This is a genomic window from Deltaproteobacteria bacterium (assembly GCA_016930875.1).
Lineage (GTDB): Bacteria > Desulfobacterota > Desulfobacteria > Desulfobacterales.
Genome location: JAFGFW010000041.1, coordinates 1 through 16,790 on the forward strand (window position 1 = coordinate 1; position 16,790 = coordinate 16,790).

Here is a 16,790-nt window from a genome sequence, read left to right on the forward strand (position 1 = left end):
CAAACTGGTCCTCGTGGCACTCGGCGCACACGCTTTCATCGGGAAGCTCTGCAAGATCGGCGTCTTTTGCTCCTTTGTGCTTGTCACCATGGCACACGGAACACGTCACCTCTTCCTTGCTGTGCCTGCTGGACTCCCAGTCAGCTACCTGTCCCGGAGAAATCTTCTTGTGACAGGTGATACAGGCATCTTCAGCTCCCATTGCCAAGCTCGTGAAACACATGGTGGCAATTAGGCACCCTAGTAAGACGGACAACTTTTTCTTCATAACGCACCTCCTGATAACCGAGATTGACCGGAAATCCGAATTTCACATGGAACGGACCAATACACCAGGCATGATGATAAATGGATGAAAAAAAGCATCAAAGAACTGCCTTCTTGAATTCCTCAATGCTAATGCGCTCGATGAATCGAGCGGTTCTTTCCTTCTTCTTACCGTTGGCCGCATAGTACTCAAAACATTTCCTGGCTAATTCGATCACCTCCTCGTTGGTCAGGTCTTCCGCAATCACATCTCCAATTCGGGGCTTACGCGCAGCATTACCCCCGAAGATCACTGTCCATCCTGACTTCTTGCCAAAGGCGCCAAAGTCTCGCATGTAGCTCTCGCCACAGTTCATGGAACAGCCTGATATGCCGATTTTGGCCTTTGCAGGTAGATCCATGCCCACGAAAAGGTTTTCCAGTTTACCTCCCAATCCCAGCGAGTCCTGCACACCTAACTTACACAAACTATTCCCAGGACAAGCTTGTACATAATGAACGCACAATTCGACGGCCGGTCCCACGTCTATGCCCAGATCTCGCCAGACATCATCAACGACTTCCGGTTTCATTCCAACCAATGCCATGCGTTGGGCTGATGTAATCTTGATGATGGGGATCTCATATTTGCGCACTACGTTGGCTATGGTTTCCAACGTACCGGGCGTCACAATGCCCAAGGGCATTCTGGGTACGACTCCATAGGTCTTCTTGTCTCGTTGAATGATAGCTCCTTTTGGTCTATCAGGCATGATTGTCCTCCTTGATTTCAATAATCTTTGTCTTCACCTTTCCTGCCCAAACAAGACCTCACGGGCCAACCGCCTGCCGGAATCAGTTAACATTTTCTTTTCAAGGCCTTTTCCTCTTTGTCAGTCAATCGCACGGATTCCTTTGGATCGAATCCGAGGCAATCTATGGCGTGCTCGCACCACTGGGCGCAGCCAACGTTGAGTTTGGGGTTTCGTATCTGGTGACCACAGCGTGGACAGCGACGTTTAGCGTCGTCTTTGAAAAACTCCACGAAAAAACCGCACTCTGCACAGGGTATCTCAAAAATATCTCCAGGCGTCCAAAACATGGTGTCTTGCCCTGGGCACATAGTTTTGGCCATGATGTCATCCCTTAAACACGCTTGCCAAATGCGAAAGTTTGTTTTTTGTAAGGTATCTCTTGGTCCGCTGATCGATTTGCTTGAGCAGATCTCCGAAGATGCACTTCCCTCCGTGACAAATAGGCCGGCCAAGAAGACACTTCGTCTCCTCAAGCTGACCTTCAATAGCTTCGTAGACTTCCAGCAGGCTGATCTCCCTGGCAGGCCGTTTAAGGACAAAGCCGCCTTTGGGGCCTCGCGTGGAGCTGACCAATCCTGCCTTGGCCAGCCGCTGCAGGATCTTAGCGAGGTGAGCTTCCGAGCTTCCGAGCATGGAGGCAATCTCCTTGCTCGGCACCACCCGACCCGATTCGCTGGCAAGAAAAACCATTGCATGCATGGCCACGGAAGCAGCTTCGGATATTCGTATTACGTTTGACATAGGCAATTCATTCTATATTTGCGTATTCAGGTATTTAAATACCTATATATCACTTTTAGGTCATCGTCAAGATCTTTAAGTGTAGGGTCTAACATTTTGTCATTTCGAGCGTAGCGAGAAATCTTGTATGCAACAGATGAACTTGACAGTGATTGAGGTTTCATCGCTCTTGAGAAAGCTCTTCAATTTCTTCGGTCGTATGTTCCAGATGATCTTGACTTGTCTTTTCATGGCAACAATTCTCCCTTTCCATCTATGCCGTCCAAGGCTTTTTTGGCCAAATGACTCACCCGACGGCACACCAAGGAGCGATCCAAATACAAAAAGATCTCTGCATTGTCTCCCAAAAGCGCTTCAAGCTGACAGCGGGCGGCCTCAGCTCCAAGCAAACCCATTGTCCAAGCCGTAAGACCTCTGAGTGTAGCGTCTGCAGATGTCAGATGTGGCAGGAGATAGTGGCGGGCATCTTGCACCAACTCGGGTCTCGCCTGGGCCACCCTTCCAACGCCCCACACAGCGCCTCTCTGCAACATCTCGTACTCCAGGAAATTTCCCTCTTCCCAGACGTAAGAGATCAGGACCGCTGCATATTCCTTTGCAAGACCTTCATGAGAAGCAATGATCTCACCCATGGCCTCGGGAGCGCCCCAACCGATGCCCCCGGATTCATCATTTAAGCTCCACATAAGGCGGCGCATGATCACACGGGCCGATTCCATATCTTCGTCAGCAAGATTTGCCACGACTGCACCCATGGCTGTGATGGCCCGCCATTTAATTTGCTCATCATTGCTGAGAAGAAACGAAAAAAGTGGGTTGATCACCTGGCGGGCAGGCAGATGGCACAGCTCGTTTAGTCTCTGGCCAAAATTGTCCGATCGGAGCACGGCCAAGGCCTTTCGTTTCAGATCCCGGTAGCTCTGTTTTTCAGTACTCATCGCGTCTCCTGCAACCGTTAAAAGGCCAGATCAGTTTTCGACACCTCCAGGACGATTGACAAACGACTCAACTACTCAACCATTCGACCACTCAACCGTCTCTGCCCAAACTCCCATCGCTTGTCCAGATAATATAGTACGGGCACAGTCATCCGTGAAAGCAGAAGTGATGCCACTTCTCCGGCCATGAGCGATATGGCAAGGCCCTGGAAGATCGGGTCAAAGAGTATGACCGAGGCGGCCACAACAACGGCCGCAGCCGTGAGCATCATGGGACGGAACCGGACGGCTCCGGCATCGATGACAGCCTTGTCCAGCGGCATGCCCTGTTTGAGGCGCAGCTCGATGAAGTCCACCAGGATAATGGAGTTTCGCACTACAATGCCGGCGCCTGCGATGAAACCGATCATGGAAGTTGCCGTAAAGAATGCGCCCATAAGACCATGGGCAGGCAGGATCCCTATCAGAGAGAAAGGGATTGCCGCCATGATGACCAGCGGCGTACTAAGGGACTGGAACCATCCCACCACAAGGACAAAGATGAGCACCAGGACCACCCCGAAGGCGATACCCAGATCGCGGAATACCTCATAGGTGATGTGCCATTCGCCGTCCCATTTCATGGCTATTCGTTTGTTGCTGTCTGGGATGTGGGCCGTATGCTGGACGATTCCATATCCCTCTGGCAGGGAGATGGCATCAATCTTCTTGCGCATCTCCAAAATGGCATACACCGGACTCTCCTTGACCCCAGCTACATCACCGGTAACGTAGACAACCGGCATCAGGTTTTTATGATAGATGCTGCGGTCCAGATCCGTTTCATGGGGAGATACGAGGTCGGAAAGGGCCACCAGGTGGCCATCAGCAGAGGAGACCTTCATGGCCTCCAATCGCTCGATTCCGGCCCGATCGGCCAGTGGCAGGCGGAGCACTATAGGCACGTCCTCTTTCTCACGGGGCTGATGGAGCAGACCCACCGACATCCCCTTCAGGGCCAGCTTAAGGGCCTGGTTGATCTGGGCGGCGCTGATTCCGTGGAGGGCCGCCTTTTCCTTATCAAGGACAAAATCGACACGGGTTTGCCTATCTTCCATGTACCAGTCCGTGTCCACTACCCCAGGGGTCTCTTCAAAGATTTTCATCACTTCTCTGGCAATTTCGCGCTGGCGCTCATAGTCCGGGCCGTAGATCTCTGCCACCAGGGTGGATAGCACCGGAGGTCCAGGGGGGACCTCGGCCACTTTGACGCGGGCCCCAAACCTGTCGGCAATCCGTTTTAGGCCTGGCCGCACCCGCTTTGCAATATCGTGGCTTTGGGCCTTGCGGTGGTGCTTGTGTACGAGATTCACCTGGATGTCAGCAACGTTTGAGCCTTGCCGCAGATAGTAGTGGCGTACCAGGCCGTTGAAGTTAAAGGGCGAGGCAGTGCCGATATAGATTTCATAATCCACGACCTCGTTCACGGTCTTCAAGAAATTGCCCATCTCTAGGGCTGCTGCCGATGTCTCCTCTAACGTGGCGGATTCCGGCATATCAATAATCACCTGACACTCGCTCTTATTATCAAAGGGAAGCATCTTGACACGCACCCAGCCCAATCCGATGAGGGCGCAGGAAGCCACAAGCAGCGCCACGACGCCCATCAAAAAAAGCCAACGCCAGAGAGGCGCTTCAATAAGAGGGGTCATGATCCGGCGATAGAGCTTCACCGACCAGTCCTCCCTTTCGCCATGCTCTTTGGGATCGCCATTTTCTTTGTGCTTCAAGAAACGAACGGATGCCCACGGTGTAACAACAAAGGCCACCAAGATGGAAAAGACCATGGCAGCCGAGGCGCCCATGGGAATAGGCCGCATGTAGGGTCCCATAAGGCCGCCCACAAAGGCCATAGGCAGAATGGCGGCAATCACGGCAAGGGTTGCAAGAATGGTAGGATTTCCCACCTCATCCACTGCCTCAATAGCCACTTCCAGAAAGGGGCGATCCTTGTTTTCGGAAAGACGAAAGTGGCGAACCACATTTTCCACCACAACGATTGCATCATCCACAAGAATACCTATGGAAAAGATCAGGGCAAACAAGGTGATACGATTCAGCGTATAGCCATAAAGATAAAAAACAGTAAGGGTCAGAGCCAGAGTCACCGGAATGGCCAGGGCCACCACACCTGATTCACGAAGGCCAAGGGCGAACCATATCAGGAGCGTGACTGAGAAAACCGCAATGAACATATGAAGCAGAAGCTCGTCAGACTTTTCCTTGGCCGTCTCGCCGTAATGGCGTGTCACTGTCATGTGTATGTTTTCAGGGATGACCACGCCCCGGCTCTCTTCTACCCGGCGCAAGATCTTTTCGGCCACAGTAATGGCGTTGACCCCCTTTCGCTTGGCAACGGTAAGGGTTGCGGCAGGATAGACACCCTGGGGCGAGGGAGCCGCAACAATACCCTTACCCTTATCCGGGGCCGCAGGTCCTGTTCCAAGAAAGACATATTGGTCCGGCTCTTCAGGACCGTCCTCGATGGTTGCTACATCTCCTAAGTAGACGGGCCTGCCCTCATAGATCGCCACCACCACCCGGCTCACATCCTCTACATCAGTCAAGTAGCCGCGTGTATGCACCAGGATTTCGCCGTCCATTGATGGGAAGCTTCCGATCTCCGATTCCTGGTTGGCAGCACACAACATGTCAACGATGGCGCCGGGGGTCAGGTGGAATGCTGCGAGACGCACCGGATCGAGGCGCACTGCCACCTGTCTTCGGTAACCGCCAATGATCTTGGTGATGGAGGCATTGTCCTCGCGCTTTACCAGATCTTCCACCTCGGCTACAACCCTGCGTAACGTGTAATGGTCTACATCTTCTCCCCAAAAGGTCATGGCAAGGATGGGAACGTCGTCGATATAGCGTGGCTTGACCAGGGGTGGGGTGGCGCAACAAGGGATCCGGTCGGAATTGGCCAGCAGTTTTGACTGGAGCCTGACGATGGCGTGTTCCTCGTTTTCTCCTACAAAAAAACGGACCACCGCCATGGACATCCCAGGGCTTGAGGTGGAATAGATATACTCCACCCCGGGAATCTCCCACACCAGTTTTTCCATGGGCTTGGTGACACGCTCTTCTACTTCTTTTGCGCTTGCCCCCGGCATCTGCGCGAATATATCAATCATCGGGACAATGATCTGGGGCTCTTCCTCCCTGGGGAGGGCATAAACAGCAGCCATGCCCAAGATGATGGAGGCTACAATGATTAGAGGGGTGAGCTTGGAATCTATGAAAAACCTCGCGATTTTTCCTGCTGCCCCCATGTCATGCTTCATGGTGTTGTCTCCACGCGGGCCCCGTCCTCAAGTCTCGAATGTAGGTTTTTAACGTAACGGTCTCCATCCTTGAGTCCTGACAGGACTTCTACAGAATCACCGAAGGTCTTTCCAAGACGAATGAGACGGAAATGTGCTATCCCTTCAGTGTCCACCACGTAGATGCCGGTGAGTTGTCCGCGCCTAACTACTCCCTTTTGGGCTATCAGAAGCTTCTTGTTACGGCCCACTGGGATTTCTGCCCGTGCGAAGAGACCGGATGTGACCTTTCGATCTATGGGCAGCCTAATCTTGACAATAAAGGAGCGGCTTCTGGCGTCTGCACTGGGCACCATGGTACACACACTTCCCTCCAGAGGTCCGGTCTTAAGTGCGGGCACTCTCACTGATACCTTCTGCCCCGGCTCCGCGTAGCCAATATATGTCTCTGGTAGTACCACATCTATACAAAAGCCACGGGTGGTCTCTAAGGTCAGCAGCGGGGTCCCGGGTTTTGCGAGATCACCTTTGTCAACCATTTTCCCAGTGATGATACCATCGTGGGGAGCAATAATCACAGCATCCTTTTTGCTGACACAGGCTGTGGCCACGGCGGCCTCAGCCTGTGTCACTCTTGCAGCGGCTGCCCCCACCATGGCCTCTGCCTGACCGAGGCCCGCTTTTGCCTGGCGGTAGCGGGCCTCAACCTCATCAAATTCCTGCATGCTCACGGAATCGTCTCTCTTTAGGTTCAAATATCGTTCATAGGTGGCAAGGGCGAGCTTTTCTGAAGCCCAGGCAACTTCACTGTTAGATTTGGCTGCAGCCAAGCCCTTCCTGGCTTCAGACAGACTCGCTTCAGCTCTGCGGAGCCCGGCATTCACCTGACGCTCGTCGATAAGGAGAAGGGTATCTCCCTTTTTCACGCGGTCGCCTTCCCGGACCTGAACGGCCTCTATTGTGCCCAAAAGCTTGCTGGCCAAATTACTTTTAATGCCAGCCTGCACCGTACCGACGGCTCCATAAATGAGGGGCTGGTCGGTCATTCGTGCGGTTGCCACAGCTACATCTTTCACCACCGGAGGTGACTCCGAGGTGGTTCCCGGTTCTGTTTTCTCACCGCATCCGAGTGAGAAAAGAAGTATGAAAAGGGCAAAGAGAGATAGGAATCGATGCTTCATGACATGCTCCATTATGGTCGAGTTAGTCGTGTGCATGGGCTGAAAGGTCAAAGCTGAAGGCTCAAAGTAAAGACAGGGCAATCGTTGTCTACATTCTCTTTTTTCCTTTCAGCTTTCAGCCTTCAGCTTTGACCTTTACCGAAAATCCTCATCTATTATCCCGGCGGCCAAATTCAACCGGGCTATGCCCACTTCGAAATCATGCAGTGACCGGAAGTAATTGGTACGGGCCTGTTGCAGTGCCACCTCGGCATCAAGCAGATTAACAATGGTAAAAAGGCCGCTCTCATAACGGTTACGCACGATACGTAATCCTTCCTCTGCTTGGGCCACTGCTGCCCGGGCAACCCCAATGCGCTGATAGGCGCTCTGTGCCATGAAGAAGGCCTGCCTGGTCTCCACCCTGACACCGAGTTCCAGTAGCCGGGCCATAGCCTGTGTCTGGCGCAACTTTGCTGCGGCCTCATTTACTTTTGACTGCAGGCCAAACCCGCTGAACAGATTGAAGCGCATCACTGCGCCAAGGGTGTAATTATTGACCGTTTCACTGAAATCTTCTGAATTGATCTCATAGCTTCCCGATAGATATACGCCCGGAAGGTGTGCTGCTTTGGCCTTCTTAACCTGTTCCTCTGCCATCAATTCTTGAAATTGTATCTCTTGTAAGTCCGGGCGATTCTCTAAGGATTTGCTGATCCAGACTTCCAAAGAACCTGGTGGCTCCGTCCCCCGCTCCAGTTCGGTTACCAGGTAAAAAGAGCGACGAATCTCAACCCCCATGGCCGCATTAAGTGCCGCGCGGGCAACCTCCACCTGGCTCTCGGCTTCCAATCGCTCCTGTTCAAGTTCGGCAATGCGCACCTCGGCCCGGAGCAGATCGCTTTTCACTACAAGCCCGCTCTGAAAACGTGAACTTACCATCTTGAAATGGGCCCTGGCCGTCTCCAGTGTCTGCTCCACCACACGCAGGTTTTCCTGGGCAAGAAGAACAGCCGTATAGGAGACTACAACACCTACAATGACCTGTTGACGAATGCGATCCTCAAACCGGGAGATGGCCTTTTGATTCAGCTTGGCTTGGCTCAACCCGATCCAGTTTTGCCCACGGTCGTAAAGAGGTAAGGTGACAGATAACGTGGTTGCAAAATTGTTTATCGCTTCCGGGTCATTAAGCGTTTGCGGGTCAAAATCCCGTGATGTTATGACTTCCTGGTTGAGCTTGGTACCGAAGGCCCACATAGGGTTGGTAATTCGGCTGAAAGACTCACTGATATCCACCCTGGGAAAGAAACCCGAACGGGCCTGGGAAACTCTCGCCATCGAGGCATCTACCTTGGACTTGACCGCTGCTATCTGTGGATTATTGGCGAGCCCCATCTTGATGGCTTCGCCCAACGTCAGGGGCGTGTCAGGTATCTCAGTCCGGGCAGCCAGCAGCGGGTGCCCGAGGCTCAACAACACACATAAACTGATGACACTCGAGAGCTTAATTCCTGGGACACATTTTGCCATAGAAAGACTCCGTTTACAGCTTCCGCCAGAAAAAGCAGTGTCCTGGCGGAAACCGTCATATTTTTCTCATTGGCATCAGAAGGCCAGATCCGTCGTCCACACCTCCCAGACCTTGCCCACAAGGTCGGGCCCGGGTTTGAGTGTTGGTCTGCCCGGTTGCCAGCCCGATGGGGTGGCTTCTGCACCCTTGGTCTTTCGGATCAGTTGAAAGGCCTGGATTTGTCGAATCAACTCGCTCACGTTCCGACCCACTGGCGGGGCCAGTATCTCAACAGCCTGAATGACCCCATCTGGATCAATAATAAAGCGGCCACGGACGTTCACGCCAGCGGCCTCGTCATAAACCCCGTAGACGGAACCGATCTTTCCCGCAGCATCTGAGATCATAGGAAAGGGAACTCCGCCTTTCACCATCTTGGAGAGCTCTTCCTCCTGCCATATCTTGTGCACAAAATGACTGTCCACGCTGGCCGCCAGCAACTCAACGCCCAGTTTTTTCAGCTCCTTATATTTGGTGGCAACTGCCGCCAACTCTGTGGGTCAGACAAACGTAAAATCCCCAGGGTAAAAGCACAAGACCACCCACTTTCCCAGATAGTCTGAGAGTTTCATCTGTATGAACTTGCCTTTGTGAAATGCCGGAGCTTGAAAATCCGGAGCCTTGGCCCCTATTTTGGCTACTGTCATCGCTACCCCCTTTGTCTTTCCCTCGTCTTTTTCATGAACTTCCTCCTTTACGGACTCACCAACCGCTGCACCCATTGGTTTCCCACAGCCAATGTCCATATCTTCCATCAAATCACCTCCCATGAATAGGCCATTAGTCGCTTGCCATTTGTCACCTGTCATCCGTCATTTTCAGACGGTTGAGTAGTCAAATAGTTGAGCAGTTGAATTGTTAAGTCGTTAGAATGTGATGGACTCGTAAAAAGTCGAAATCCGCCTCCGGCGGACTGTCATTCCGGCGAAAGCCGGAATCCAGTTTATTCAGCTAGTGACAAAGGCTCTGGACTCCGGCTTTCACCGGAGTGACGACTTTTTGCGAGTTGATCAGAATGTAATAACCTCGAATTTTCCTCCTTTCCTCAAACTCCTTTCTTCGACCATACTCTTTGTCAACGCTGAAAAAATCTTTGCTCCTCAAAATCATTCCGGTAAATCACATACGCCGAAATCTGTCCGGTCCAGCGTCTCAACCCCCTTTCTTGATCTTCTAATCGCTTTATCTACTTCAACAGCAATGATAACCGTTATAGCAATGATGCCTGTCTGCAGCCACTCACCACCTGTCAAAGGTACCGTTCTGAAGATCCATTGAAGGGTAGGGACGTGTATCAGAGCCACTTGCGCAAAGAGGGCAGCCAGCAAAGAGTAAAGCAAAAATGGGTTGCTGAATACGTTCATCCGGAAAACAGACTGCAGTCCGGACCGGGAGTTCCATGCCTGGAAAAACTGAAAGAAAACCATGGTTGTTACAGCCATGGTTCTTGCCTCTTCAAGAGGTGCCCCTCCCTTCAATGCTGTAATGTAGTTGTACACAACGCCCGCGGATATCACAAAGGCGACAAGGAGACTCCGCTCGATCATGGCCCTTGATATGATCCCTTCTCTGGGGTGCCTGGGCGGTTTCTTGATGATATCTTTTTCACCCGGCTCAAAAGCAAGGGCCACGTCCTGGAGACCGTTGGTCACTAGGTTGATCCAGAGAAGCTGGGCAGGCACGTAAGGGATGGGTACGCCAAGAAACATCGTGGCAAGTATGGAGAGGATAGCGGCAAAACCCGTGGGGATGAGAAATAAAATGACCTTTCTGATATTTTCAAAAACGACCCTCCCTTCTTCGACTGCGTTAAAGATGCTTGCAAAGTTATCGTCCATGACCAGCATGTCTGCAGCCTCTTTTGCCACATCCGTTCCTGACCGTCCCATTGCCACACCGATGTGAGCGGCCTTCAAGGCTGGTGCATCGTTTACACCATCGCCCGTGGCAGCGACCACCTCGCAGTGCCTCATCAGTTGCTGCACCACTCTTAATTTATGCTGCGGCGAAACCCGCGCGAAGACGGAAACGTTCTGGACGCTCTCGAAGAGATGTTCGTCGCTCATTCCCTCCAGCTCTTTTCCTGTTAAAACCTCAAATCCCTCCATGGTTATGCCCAGCCTCCTACCAATGGCAGAGGCCGTATCGGAATTATCGCCTGTGATCATCACCACCCTGATGCCTGCGTCTTGACACCCTTTCACCGCATCAACGGCTTCCGCCTTTGGCGGATCTATCATCCCCTGAAGACCTGCAAGCGTAAGGTATCCCTCCACATGATCGTGAGTCAATTCAATAAGATCATCTGGCGCCTCCTTGTAGGCCATGGCAAGAACCCTCATTGCCTCAGTACCAAAATGGCTTGTTCGGTCTAATACCCGCTTGGTTATGGACCCTGGGCCCACAGCACACTTTGTGCAGAGACTCATAACCTGCTCCGGAGCGCCCTTTACATAAATGAATTTCTTATCACCGTCCTTGTGGAGGGTGGCCATGTAGCCCCGTTCGGATTCAAACGGAATCATGGCCAGACGTGGATAATGCTTCAGTTCGTCTTCTGGGTTCAAACCACCCTTGATGGCAGATACGATTAAGGCCCCCTCGGTCGGATCGCCATCCACCTTGTACTGTCCCTCTTCTTCGTAAATATCAGATTCATTGCAAAGCAGGCCTATCGTGAGAAGCATACGGAGGTTGCTTGATGCTGTAGTATCAACAATGTGCCCTTCGTGGAGAAACTCTCCTTTCGGTTCATAGCCGTTTCCTGTTACCTCATATATGCGTTCACCATCACACATCAACTTCACAGTCATCTCATTCTTTGTAAGGGTTCCTGTCTTGTCCGAGCATATGACTGTGGTGCTACCGAGTGTCTCGACCGCAGGGACCTTTCTGATGATGGCGTTTCTCCTTGCCATCCTGTTTATCCCTACAGCCATGGTGATAGTCACAACAATGGGAAGTCCCTCTGGGATGGCAGCAACAGATGCTGCCACAGCTGTCATGAACATCTCCGATGTCTTTTCGCCCAGGATAAACCCTACTGTGAATATCGCTACGGCGCTACCCGAGACTATGAGACCTATAAGTTTTGCGAATCTTGCTATTTTCTCCTGAATGGGTGTCTTGGTAACCGACAGTTCCTTTACTTCGCGGGCAATCTGCCCGAGGACAGTTCTTTCTCCGCTCTCCACAACAAGGCCTTTGGCCCTGCCGCTCACTACAACAGTACCCATAAAGGCTATGTTCCTTTGGTCCCCTGGGGTCAAGTTTTTTTCATCGAGTGCATCGACCATCTTTTCGGCCGGGATGGATTCGCCTGTGAGCATGGCCTCGTCAATCCTCAACTCTTTTGAACTAAATAGCCTGAGGTCCGCCGGCACCTTGAGCCCGGACGTAAGCAACACAATGTCCCCCGGTACCAGTTCCTCGCTGTGAATTTCCTTTTCCATGCCATTCCTGAGAACCCGTGCCTTGAGAACCACCATCTTTTGCAGGGCCTTGACGCTTTCTTCTGCTTTATATTCCTGGAGATAACCGATGAGTGCATTCAGCAATACAACGGACACAATCACACCCGTATCAACATACTCACGAAAAATGGCTGTCACGATTGCAGCAATGAGCAGGATATAGATCAGCGGGCTTGCGAATTGGCCTATAAGAATTCGTAGTCTATTTACCTTCTCTTCTTCGGCAAGTTTGTTCGGGCCGTACTGCGCAAAACGCTCTCTGGCTTCTTTCTCCGTGAGCCCTGCGTCTGAGACGCTCAGTTCTCGAAATGTTTTCTTGATGTCAAGTTGATACCAGTTCATTATCTGGCCAAAATCAAAGCCCTTTTTTCTCAAACCATCGAAAAAGGGCTAGTCCTCCCATAATAAAGATAGGGATAATGACCCAGTGGTTCAGACTGAGTATCTCGGGCACAGTGATCTTGCCAAAATCTGCCCATGTTAAGACCGTTTTCTTCAGGCTCGGATACACCTCTGCAAAGAGCGCTGCTCCGGCCAGCATTCCCAGGATACCCCATAGTCCATCCCATCGACCTTCACCTAGAGCACCAACCGCGGTCCCGGGACAATAGCCCAACAATCCCCAGCCACCCCCAAAGATGAGTCCACCAACAATATTGCCTCCTAAGATGGTAGGCTTGACAGAAAGTTTGGCTAACCCAAGATCGAAAAGTATGTAAACCCCTACCATGCTAACCAGGATGCTCGAGAGCATGAACTTGACGATAGTCATATCCATAAGACGCATTGCACCAAGCTGCTTGTCGTACCGGATGACGCCGGCTTTTTGCAGTAAAAAGCCAAAGAGAATGCCAGCTATCAGCCCGTAAGTCAGTATTCTCATGTGCGATCACCTCTCCCATAAAGGGCACGAGCAACGATGATGCCACCTACAAAAAAGCAAATCAAGCCAACGTATCCACTCACTGCTAGCTGAAGCGAGCCGCCCAGCCCATGGCCGCTCGGTCAGCCACCGGCCAGACGCGCTCCAAATATGGCTACAAGTCCACCTGTAAAGGCGCAAAGGCCTCGCTTGATCCGGCTCGGACCAAAACGCGCCTCCCACATATCGGGCAGGGCCTTCCATTGGAAACTACCACTGGTTGTCGACGCAATCAAAGATCCGACAAAAATTCCTGCTACAAACATCCACTGCCAGTCGATCTTTGGCACCTTTTTGACAAAATAATCCATCCTGGCTACCCGCTCGGCATTGAAGCGCTTTTCGATCATGCCTGCCGAGCGTACAAAACTGGTTGACGCGCCAATGACCTTGCCTGCAAACCACACAGACAGGATGAACACCATGCCACTCAGCGCCCCAGCTAGGTACGGGCTCCAGCCTTTGCCTTCCATCATACGTATCATTTGAGCCGTCCCCTTACGCTAACTTGAGACCATCCCGCCGCACCTAGACAACCATGGACCGCCAGCCTGGTTCTTCCATTATGGGCTGGAAAAACATGATGTAAGGACCTCTCATGAGGTGCGCCATCACCCCATCATCGTGAATTTTTCTGATCCTGTGGTTGACCAACACCTTGGCAAAACCTAACTGTGCCATCTCGACCGCATCCCATTCGCTGTGAATCAAATACTCCGGAGGGCTGGGCATGGCTTCAGGCGTTTTGAATAAGGGCTTGGGATCTTTCGGTGGATTTGCACCCAAAGTCTGTAAGGATTGTGCCATCGATTTCGGATCCATCATGAAGCTCCCCAGAGCGCAAACGCCCATCTGTTTAAGGATCATATATCCCAAAAAACCGGTCGAATCCGACACGGCCTCCATGGTGGCAATAGCGCCCTCCTCAAAAGCCTTTTCTCTGCCAGGTCTGACGGTATGCTCCGCCATGGCCACACAACGACGGGGTGTAGCAAAACGGATGAATTCCTTTTGCTGCTGCATGTCTGTGGCAAGATCGGTGATCTGGCCCATAGACCTTATGGGTGCCATCTTGGCTTTGACGATCCTGTAAACCGGCTCCCATGGACCCTCAATGACCATGGACAAACAGCGCCCGCACAGTTCAAAGACTCGGTCAAACTGCTTTTGATGAAAGTCGTCGTGGTCCTGCCACCTCTTCCACATGGTATACTGATAGTTGCGAATAGGGTTGAGTTCCTTTTCCATGTGGACTTTTCCTCCACCGAATCGACCAGCAAGAGGGAGAATTCCGGTCTGGATGTTGGCCTGGAAACCAACAAAACCCGGGTGGGTGGCCGTTGTGATACACACTTTTGGCCCAACCTTTTTCATCAACCGGAAACTTTCTTCGTTGTTGGACACTTTTGACATGTTCAGTGCTGCATAGATAGGGCTATCAGGCTCTTCAGTTGTCTGACGTGCATGGGCGAAAGGCAATCCTGCCGCAAAGCTGGCGCCACCGGCGGCCAACGCAGCTATCTTCATGAAATTCCTGCGATCCATTCTTGTTTCATTCTCTGACATAGCTTACCTCCCTTGAACGTGTTTATGGTTTATCAAAATAGCAATTCTCATTAGCCAAGTGCTCCTACGTCATGCCTTCTTTTTGGGGTTTTCCCCAGAGGCCCTACGTTTTTCAAAATCTTCCAGTACCCTTCGCTCCCACGCATCTGGGGTGTTGGCCGGATTGTGTACCTTGAGCGCTCTATGCCCGACGAGCCAGCCTGTCCCCTCTGAAACGCGGGCACCTATTTCCGGCGCAATCCTTTTGCAGACGTCAATAGCCTGAATAGGGCCACCGCTTTGCATAACCTTTTTCAACTCGCTCTTGAGTTCACCCCCAAACTCTTTGACAACCGAACGGCTTGCAATGATGCGTTCCTGTTGATCGACTGCCAGAGCCACAGAAGATAACAGGCCTGTTACCAAAATAAGAAATATTACTTTGTTCATGTTCGCCATCCAAAACTTTCGTTTTCACTTTCGCCAACTCACCATTTTTTCACCTTAAATTCCAGCCAATCTACCATCTCCTGAATGTTTTTTGACATATACCACCGTCCATCGGCGAAAACACCATAGTCGGCTCCGGCCATGGCAGAGGCAAAACGGGTTGAATTGGCAAAGAAGAGCCACTGTTCTACCCATTTTTTCTCAATAGCCTCATTAAAGATGCTGTCCTTCTGCGCAAGGCCTTTGGCGGCCCCCTTTTCCCACGCCGAAAGGAGAACCTTGGTGGCGGTCAGCGTCATCTCGTTCGTAATCTTGATTGTGTTCTCAAGGCGGGCAAACTGTCCGTCCACCCACCCTTGGCTGTGGCAAGCAGCACAAACGCCCTGCATGGTCTTTTTTCTCTTGGCCTGCTCCTTTGCGTTGATCAAAAAGGGAGTCACAGGCTCTCCGGTCAACTCCGTTGGCAAAGGCAATCCAGCCTTGTTTTTGATAATCGTAGTATCCGGCGAGTCGGGATGGGCATGGGCGTAAATCAACCCGAATATCCGCCAAGAGAGCCGATCATTCATCTGGTGGGTCCGCTCTGCCAGTACTTCGCCTTCTTCAGAAACTACGAGGCTCGCATGGCAGGTGGCACAGGTGGGGGCCGTGAAGTCTTTTCCCACGGTCCAGGGAACCGGCTTGTAATTCCAAGCCTTCCCGAGGCCGGAATAGATGTTTCCATGTTTGCTAACCGAATACACCTTATATGCCGGCACATCAGGACCCTTATGACATTCAGAGCAGGTATAAGGCTTTCTGGCCATTTCAATTGAAAATTGATGTCGTGTATGACAAGAAGCACAAGACCCCATACTCCCGTCAGGATTGATCCGCCCAACGCCCTGATTGGGCAAGCCGGAAAGAACAGGAAACGACATTTCACCGTGGGCCGTGTCTCTTGCCATTGTACCTTTAACCTCAACAACCGTACCGTGGCAGTAAAAACAAGAATCGGCATCAGTCTCAGCATCCGGAGCCTTTTGGGTCGTCTTCATGTCCCTAAAGGACTGGATGCCGTTCACCGAGTCTACCAGGGCACGGTACACCGGATTGTTCTGAAGGTTTCCATAGGCACGAGACATGATGTTTTTGTGATATTGTCCCGCTTCCACGGGATGACAGGTAGCACAATCCTCAGGGGTCACCACCACATGGACCTGGTAGCCGTTGTGTTCAAAGGTGTCCTGATGCCTTTCGGGGTTCAAGGTGTGACACTCTGCACACCCGACGACAACACGCGCCAGTTTGTTGGGCACATCATCGAACGAAACCCGCCGCTTCTTTAAAATCATACTCCTTGCTGCCCTGGGGGTGACCCTGGCCATGCGGCCCTTCTGCCAGTTCGCCACAATTCCCGGATGCTCCGAGGTGTGGCATTCAATACAAGTCCCGGTCTCTTCGCTGATTCGGCCATTGGCCCCAAGGGCCGTCTGGGCGAAAAGAAATACCATCAGCATAGCAAACATGCACTTCTTCATCGTAGCACCTCCTCTTTCTTACTGAACTCACATCCTGTTAGCCAGTGCCCATCCAGAGAAGACCCTTTTCCGCAAACTTGAGGTCAATCTGTCCCACCAGAGGCT

General features: G+C 51.9%; 15 protein-coding genes. All 15 read right to left on the reverse strand.

What is annotated here, in order from left to right; genetic code table 11:
• Positions 1-268, reverse strand: a 268-nt coding sequence (locus JW883_03990; GenBank protein MBN1841429.1) for a cytochrome C, incomplete at its 3' end; no start/stop codon positions are given.
• Between the two features lie 97 nt (positions 269-365).
• The gene (locus JW883_03995) at positions 366-1,019 is read right to left on the reverse strand and encodes an NAD(P)/FAD-dependent oxidoreductase (GenBank protein ID MBN1841430.1); all 654 of its coding nucleotides are present in this window, start codon (positions 1,017-1,019) and stop codon (positions 366-368) included.
• A gap of 86 nt (positions 1,020-1,105) precedes the next feature.
• Entirely contained in the window at positions 1,106-1,381 is a 276-nt protein-coding gene (locus JW883_04000) for a hypothetical protein (GenBank protein ID MBN1841431.1), read from the reverse strand.
• 4 nt (positions 1,382-1,385) lie between these two features.
• On the reverse strand, positions 1,386-1,802 hold the full coding sequence (locus JW883_04005) for an Rrf2 family transcriptional regulator (GenBank protein MBN1841432.1): 417 nt from the start codon (positions 1,800-1,802) through the stop codon (positions 1,386-1,388).
• Positions 1,803-2,029: 227 nt separating this feature from the next.
• A complete protein-coding gene (locus JW883_04010) occupies positions 2,030-2,740 on the reverse strand; it encodes a HEAT repeat domain-containing protein (protein MBN1841433.1) in 711 nt (236 codons plus the stop codon).
• Positions 2,741-2,811: 71 nt separating this feature from the next.
• Positions 2,812-6,063, reverse strand: a complete 3,252-nt coding sequence (locus JW883_04015; protein MBN1841434.1) for an efflux RND transporter permease subunit — start codon at positions 6,061-6,063, stop codon at positions 2,812-2,814.
• Positions 6,060-7,223: an efflux RND transporter periplasmic adaptor subunit gene (locus tag JW883_04020; GenBank protein ID MBN1841435.1), complete on the reverse strand. Its 1,164-nt coding sequence runs from the start codon at positions 7,221-7,223 to the stop codon at positions 6,060-6,062. Before JW883_04020 ends, JW883_04015 begins: the two co-directional genes overlap by 4 nt.
• 135 nt (positions 7,224-7,358) lie before the next feature.
• Positions 7,359-8,735 carry a TolC family protein gene (locus tag JW883_04025; GenBank protein ID MBN1841436.1) on the reverse strand — a complete coding sequence of 459 codons (1,377 nt, stop codon included), beginning with the start codon at positions 8,733-8,735 and terminating at the stop codon, positions 7,359-7,361.
• A gap of 75 nt (positions 8,736-8,810) precedes the next feature.
• Positions 8,811-9,530: a peroxiredoxin gene (locus JW883_04030; GenBank protein MBN1841437.1), complete on the reverse strand. Its 720-nt coding sequence runs from the start codon at positions 9,528-9,530 to the stop codon at positions 8,811-8,813.
• Between the two features lie 351 nt (positions 9,531-9,881).
• The gene (locus JW883_04035) at positions 9,882-12,590 is read right to left on the reverse strand and encodes an HAD-IC family P-type ATPase (protein ID MBN1841438.1); all 2,709 of its coding nucleotides are present in this window, start codon (positions 12,588-12,590) and stop codon (positions 9,882-9,884) included.
• A gap of 13 nt (positions 12,591-12,603) precedes the next feature.
• Positions 12,604-13,131, reverse strand: a complete 528-nt coding sequence (locus tag JW883_04040) for a YeeE/YedE family protein (protein MBN1841439.1) — start codon at positions 13,129-13,131, stop codon at positions 12,604-12,606.
• Positions 13,128-13,646 carry a YeeE/YedE family protein gene (locus JW883_04045; protein ID MBN1841440.1) on the reverse strand — a complete coding sequence of 173 codons (519 nt, stop codon included), beginning with the start codon at positions 13,644-13,646 and terminating at the stop codon, positions 13,128-13,130. Before JW883_04045 ends, JW883_04040 begins: the two co-directional genes overlap by 4 nt.
• Positions 13,647-13,698: 52 nt before the next feature.
• On the reverse strand, positions 13,699-14,736 hold the full coding sequence (locus tag JW883_04050) for a sulfur oxygenase reductase family protein (protein MBN1841441.1): 1,038 nt from the start codon (positions 14,734-14,736) through the stop codon (positions 13,699-13,701).
• A 69-nt stretch (positions 14,737-14,805) separates the two neighbouring features.
• Complete coding sequence (locus JW883_04055; protein ID MBN1841442.1) at positions 14,806-15,165, reverse strand: DUF3365 domain-containing protein; 360 nt, start codon at positions 15,163-15,165, stop codon at positions 14,806-14,808.
• A gap of 38 nt (positions 15,166-15,203) precedes the next feature.
• A complete protein-coding gene (locus JW883_04060) occupies positions 15,204-16,673 on the reverse strand; it encodes a hydroxylamine oxidase (protein ID MBN1841443.1) in 1,470 nt (489 codons plus the stop codon).
• Positions 16,674-16,790: the final 117 nt, after the last annotated feature.

Excerpts from the sequence above, each read along its gene's own strand:
- JW883_03995 (MBN1841430.1), bottom strand. The coding sequence starts at position 1,019 with ATGCCTGATAGACCAAAAGGAGCTATCATTCAACGAGACAAGAAGACC.
- JW883_04040 (MBN1841439.1), bottom strand. The coding sequence starts at position 13,131 with ATGAGAATACTGACTTACGGGCTGATAGCTGGCATTCTCTTTGGCTTT.
- JW883_04010 (MBN1841433.1), bottom strand. The coding sequence starts at position 2,740 with ATGAGTACTGAAAAACAGAGCTACCGGGATCTGAAACGAAAGGCCTTG.
- JW883_04005 (MBN1841432.1), bottom strand. The coding sequence starts at position 1,802 with ATGTCAAACGTAATACGAATATCCGAAGCTGCTTCCGTGGCCATGCAT.
- JW883_04000 (MBN1841431.1), bottom strand. The coding sequence starts at position 1,381 with ATGGCCAAAACTATGTGCCCAGGGCAAGACACCATGTTTTGGACGCCT.
- JW883_04050 (MBN1841441.1), bottom strand. The coding sequence starts at position 14,736 with ATGTCAGAGAATGAAACAAGAATGGATCGCAGGAATTTCATGAAGATA.
- JW883_04015 (MBN1841434.1), bottom strand. The coding sequence starts at position 6,063 with ATGAAGCATGACATGGGGGCAGCAGGAAAAATCGCGAGGTTTTTCATA.
- JW883_04025 (MBN1841436.1), bottom strand. The coding sequence starts at position 8,735 with ATGGCAAAATGTGTCCCAGGAATTAAGCTCTCGAGTGTCATCAGTTTA.
- JW883_04035 (MBN1841438.1), bottom strand. The coding sequence starts at position 12,590 with ATGAACTGGTATCAACTTGACATCAAGAAAACATTTCGAGAACTGAGC.
- JW883_04060 (MBN1841443.1), bottom strand. The coding sequence starts at position 16,673 with ATGTTTGCTATGCTGATGGTATTTCTTTTCGCCCAGACGGCCCTTGGG.
- JW883_04020 (MBN1841435.1), bottom strand. The coding sequence starts at position 7,223 with ATGAAGCATCGATTCCTATCTCTCTTTGCCCTTTTCATACTTCTTTTC.
- JW883_04055 (MBN1841442.1), bottom strand. The coding sequence starts at position 15,165 with ATGAACAAAGTAATATTTCTTATTTTGGTAACAGGCCTGTTATCTTCT.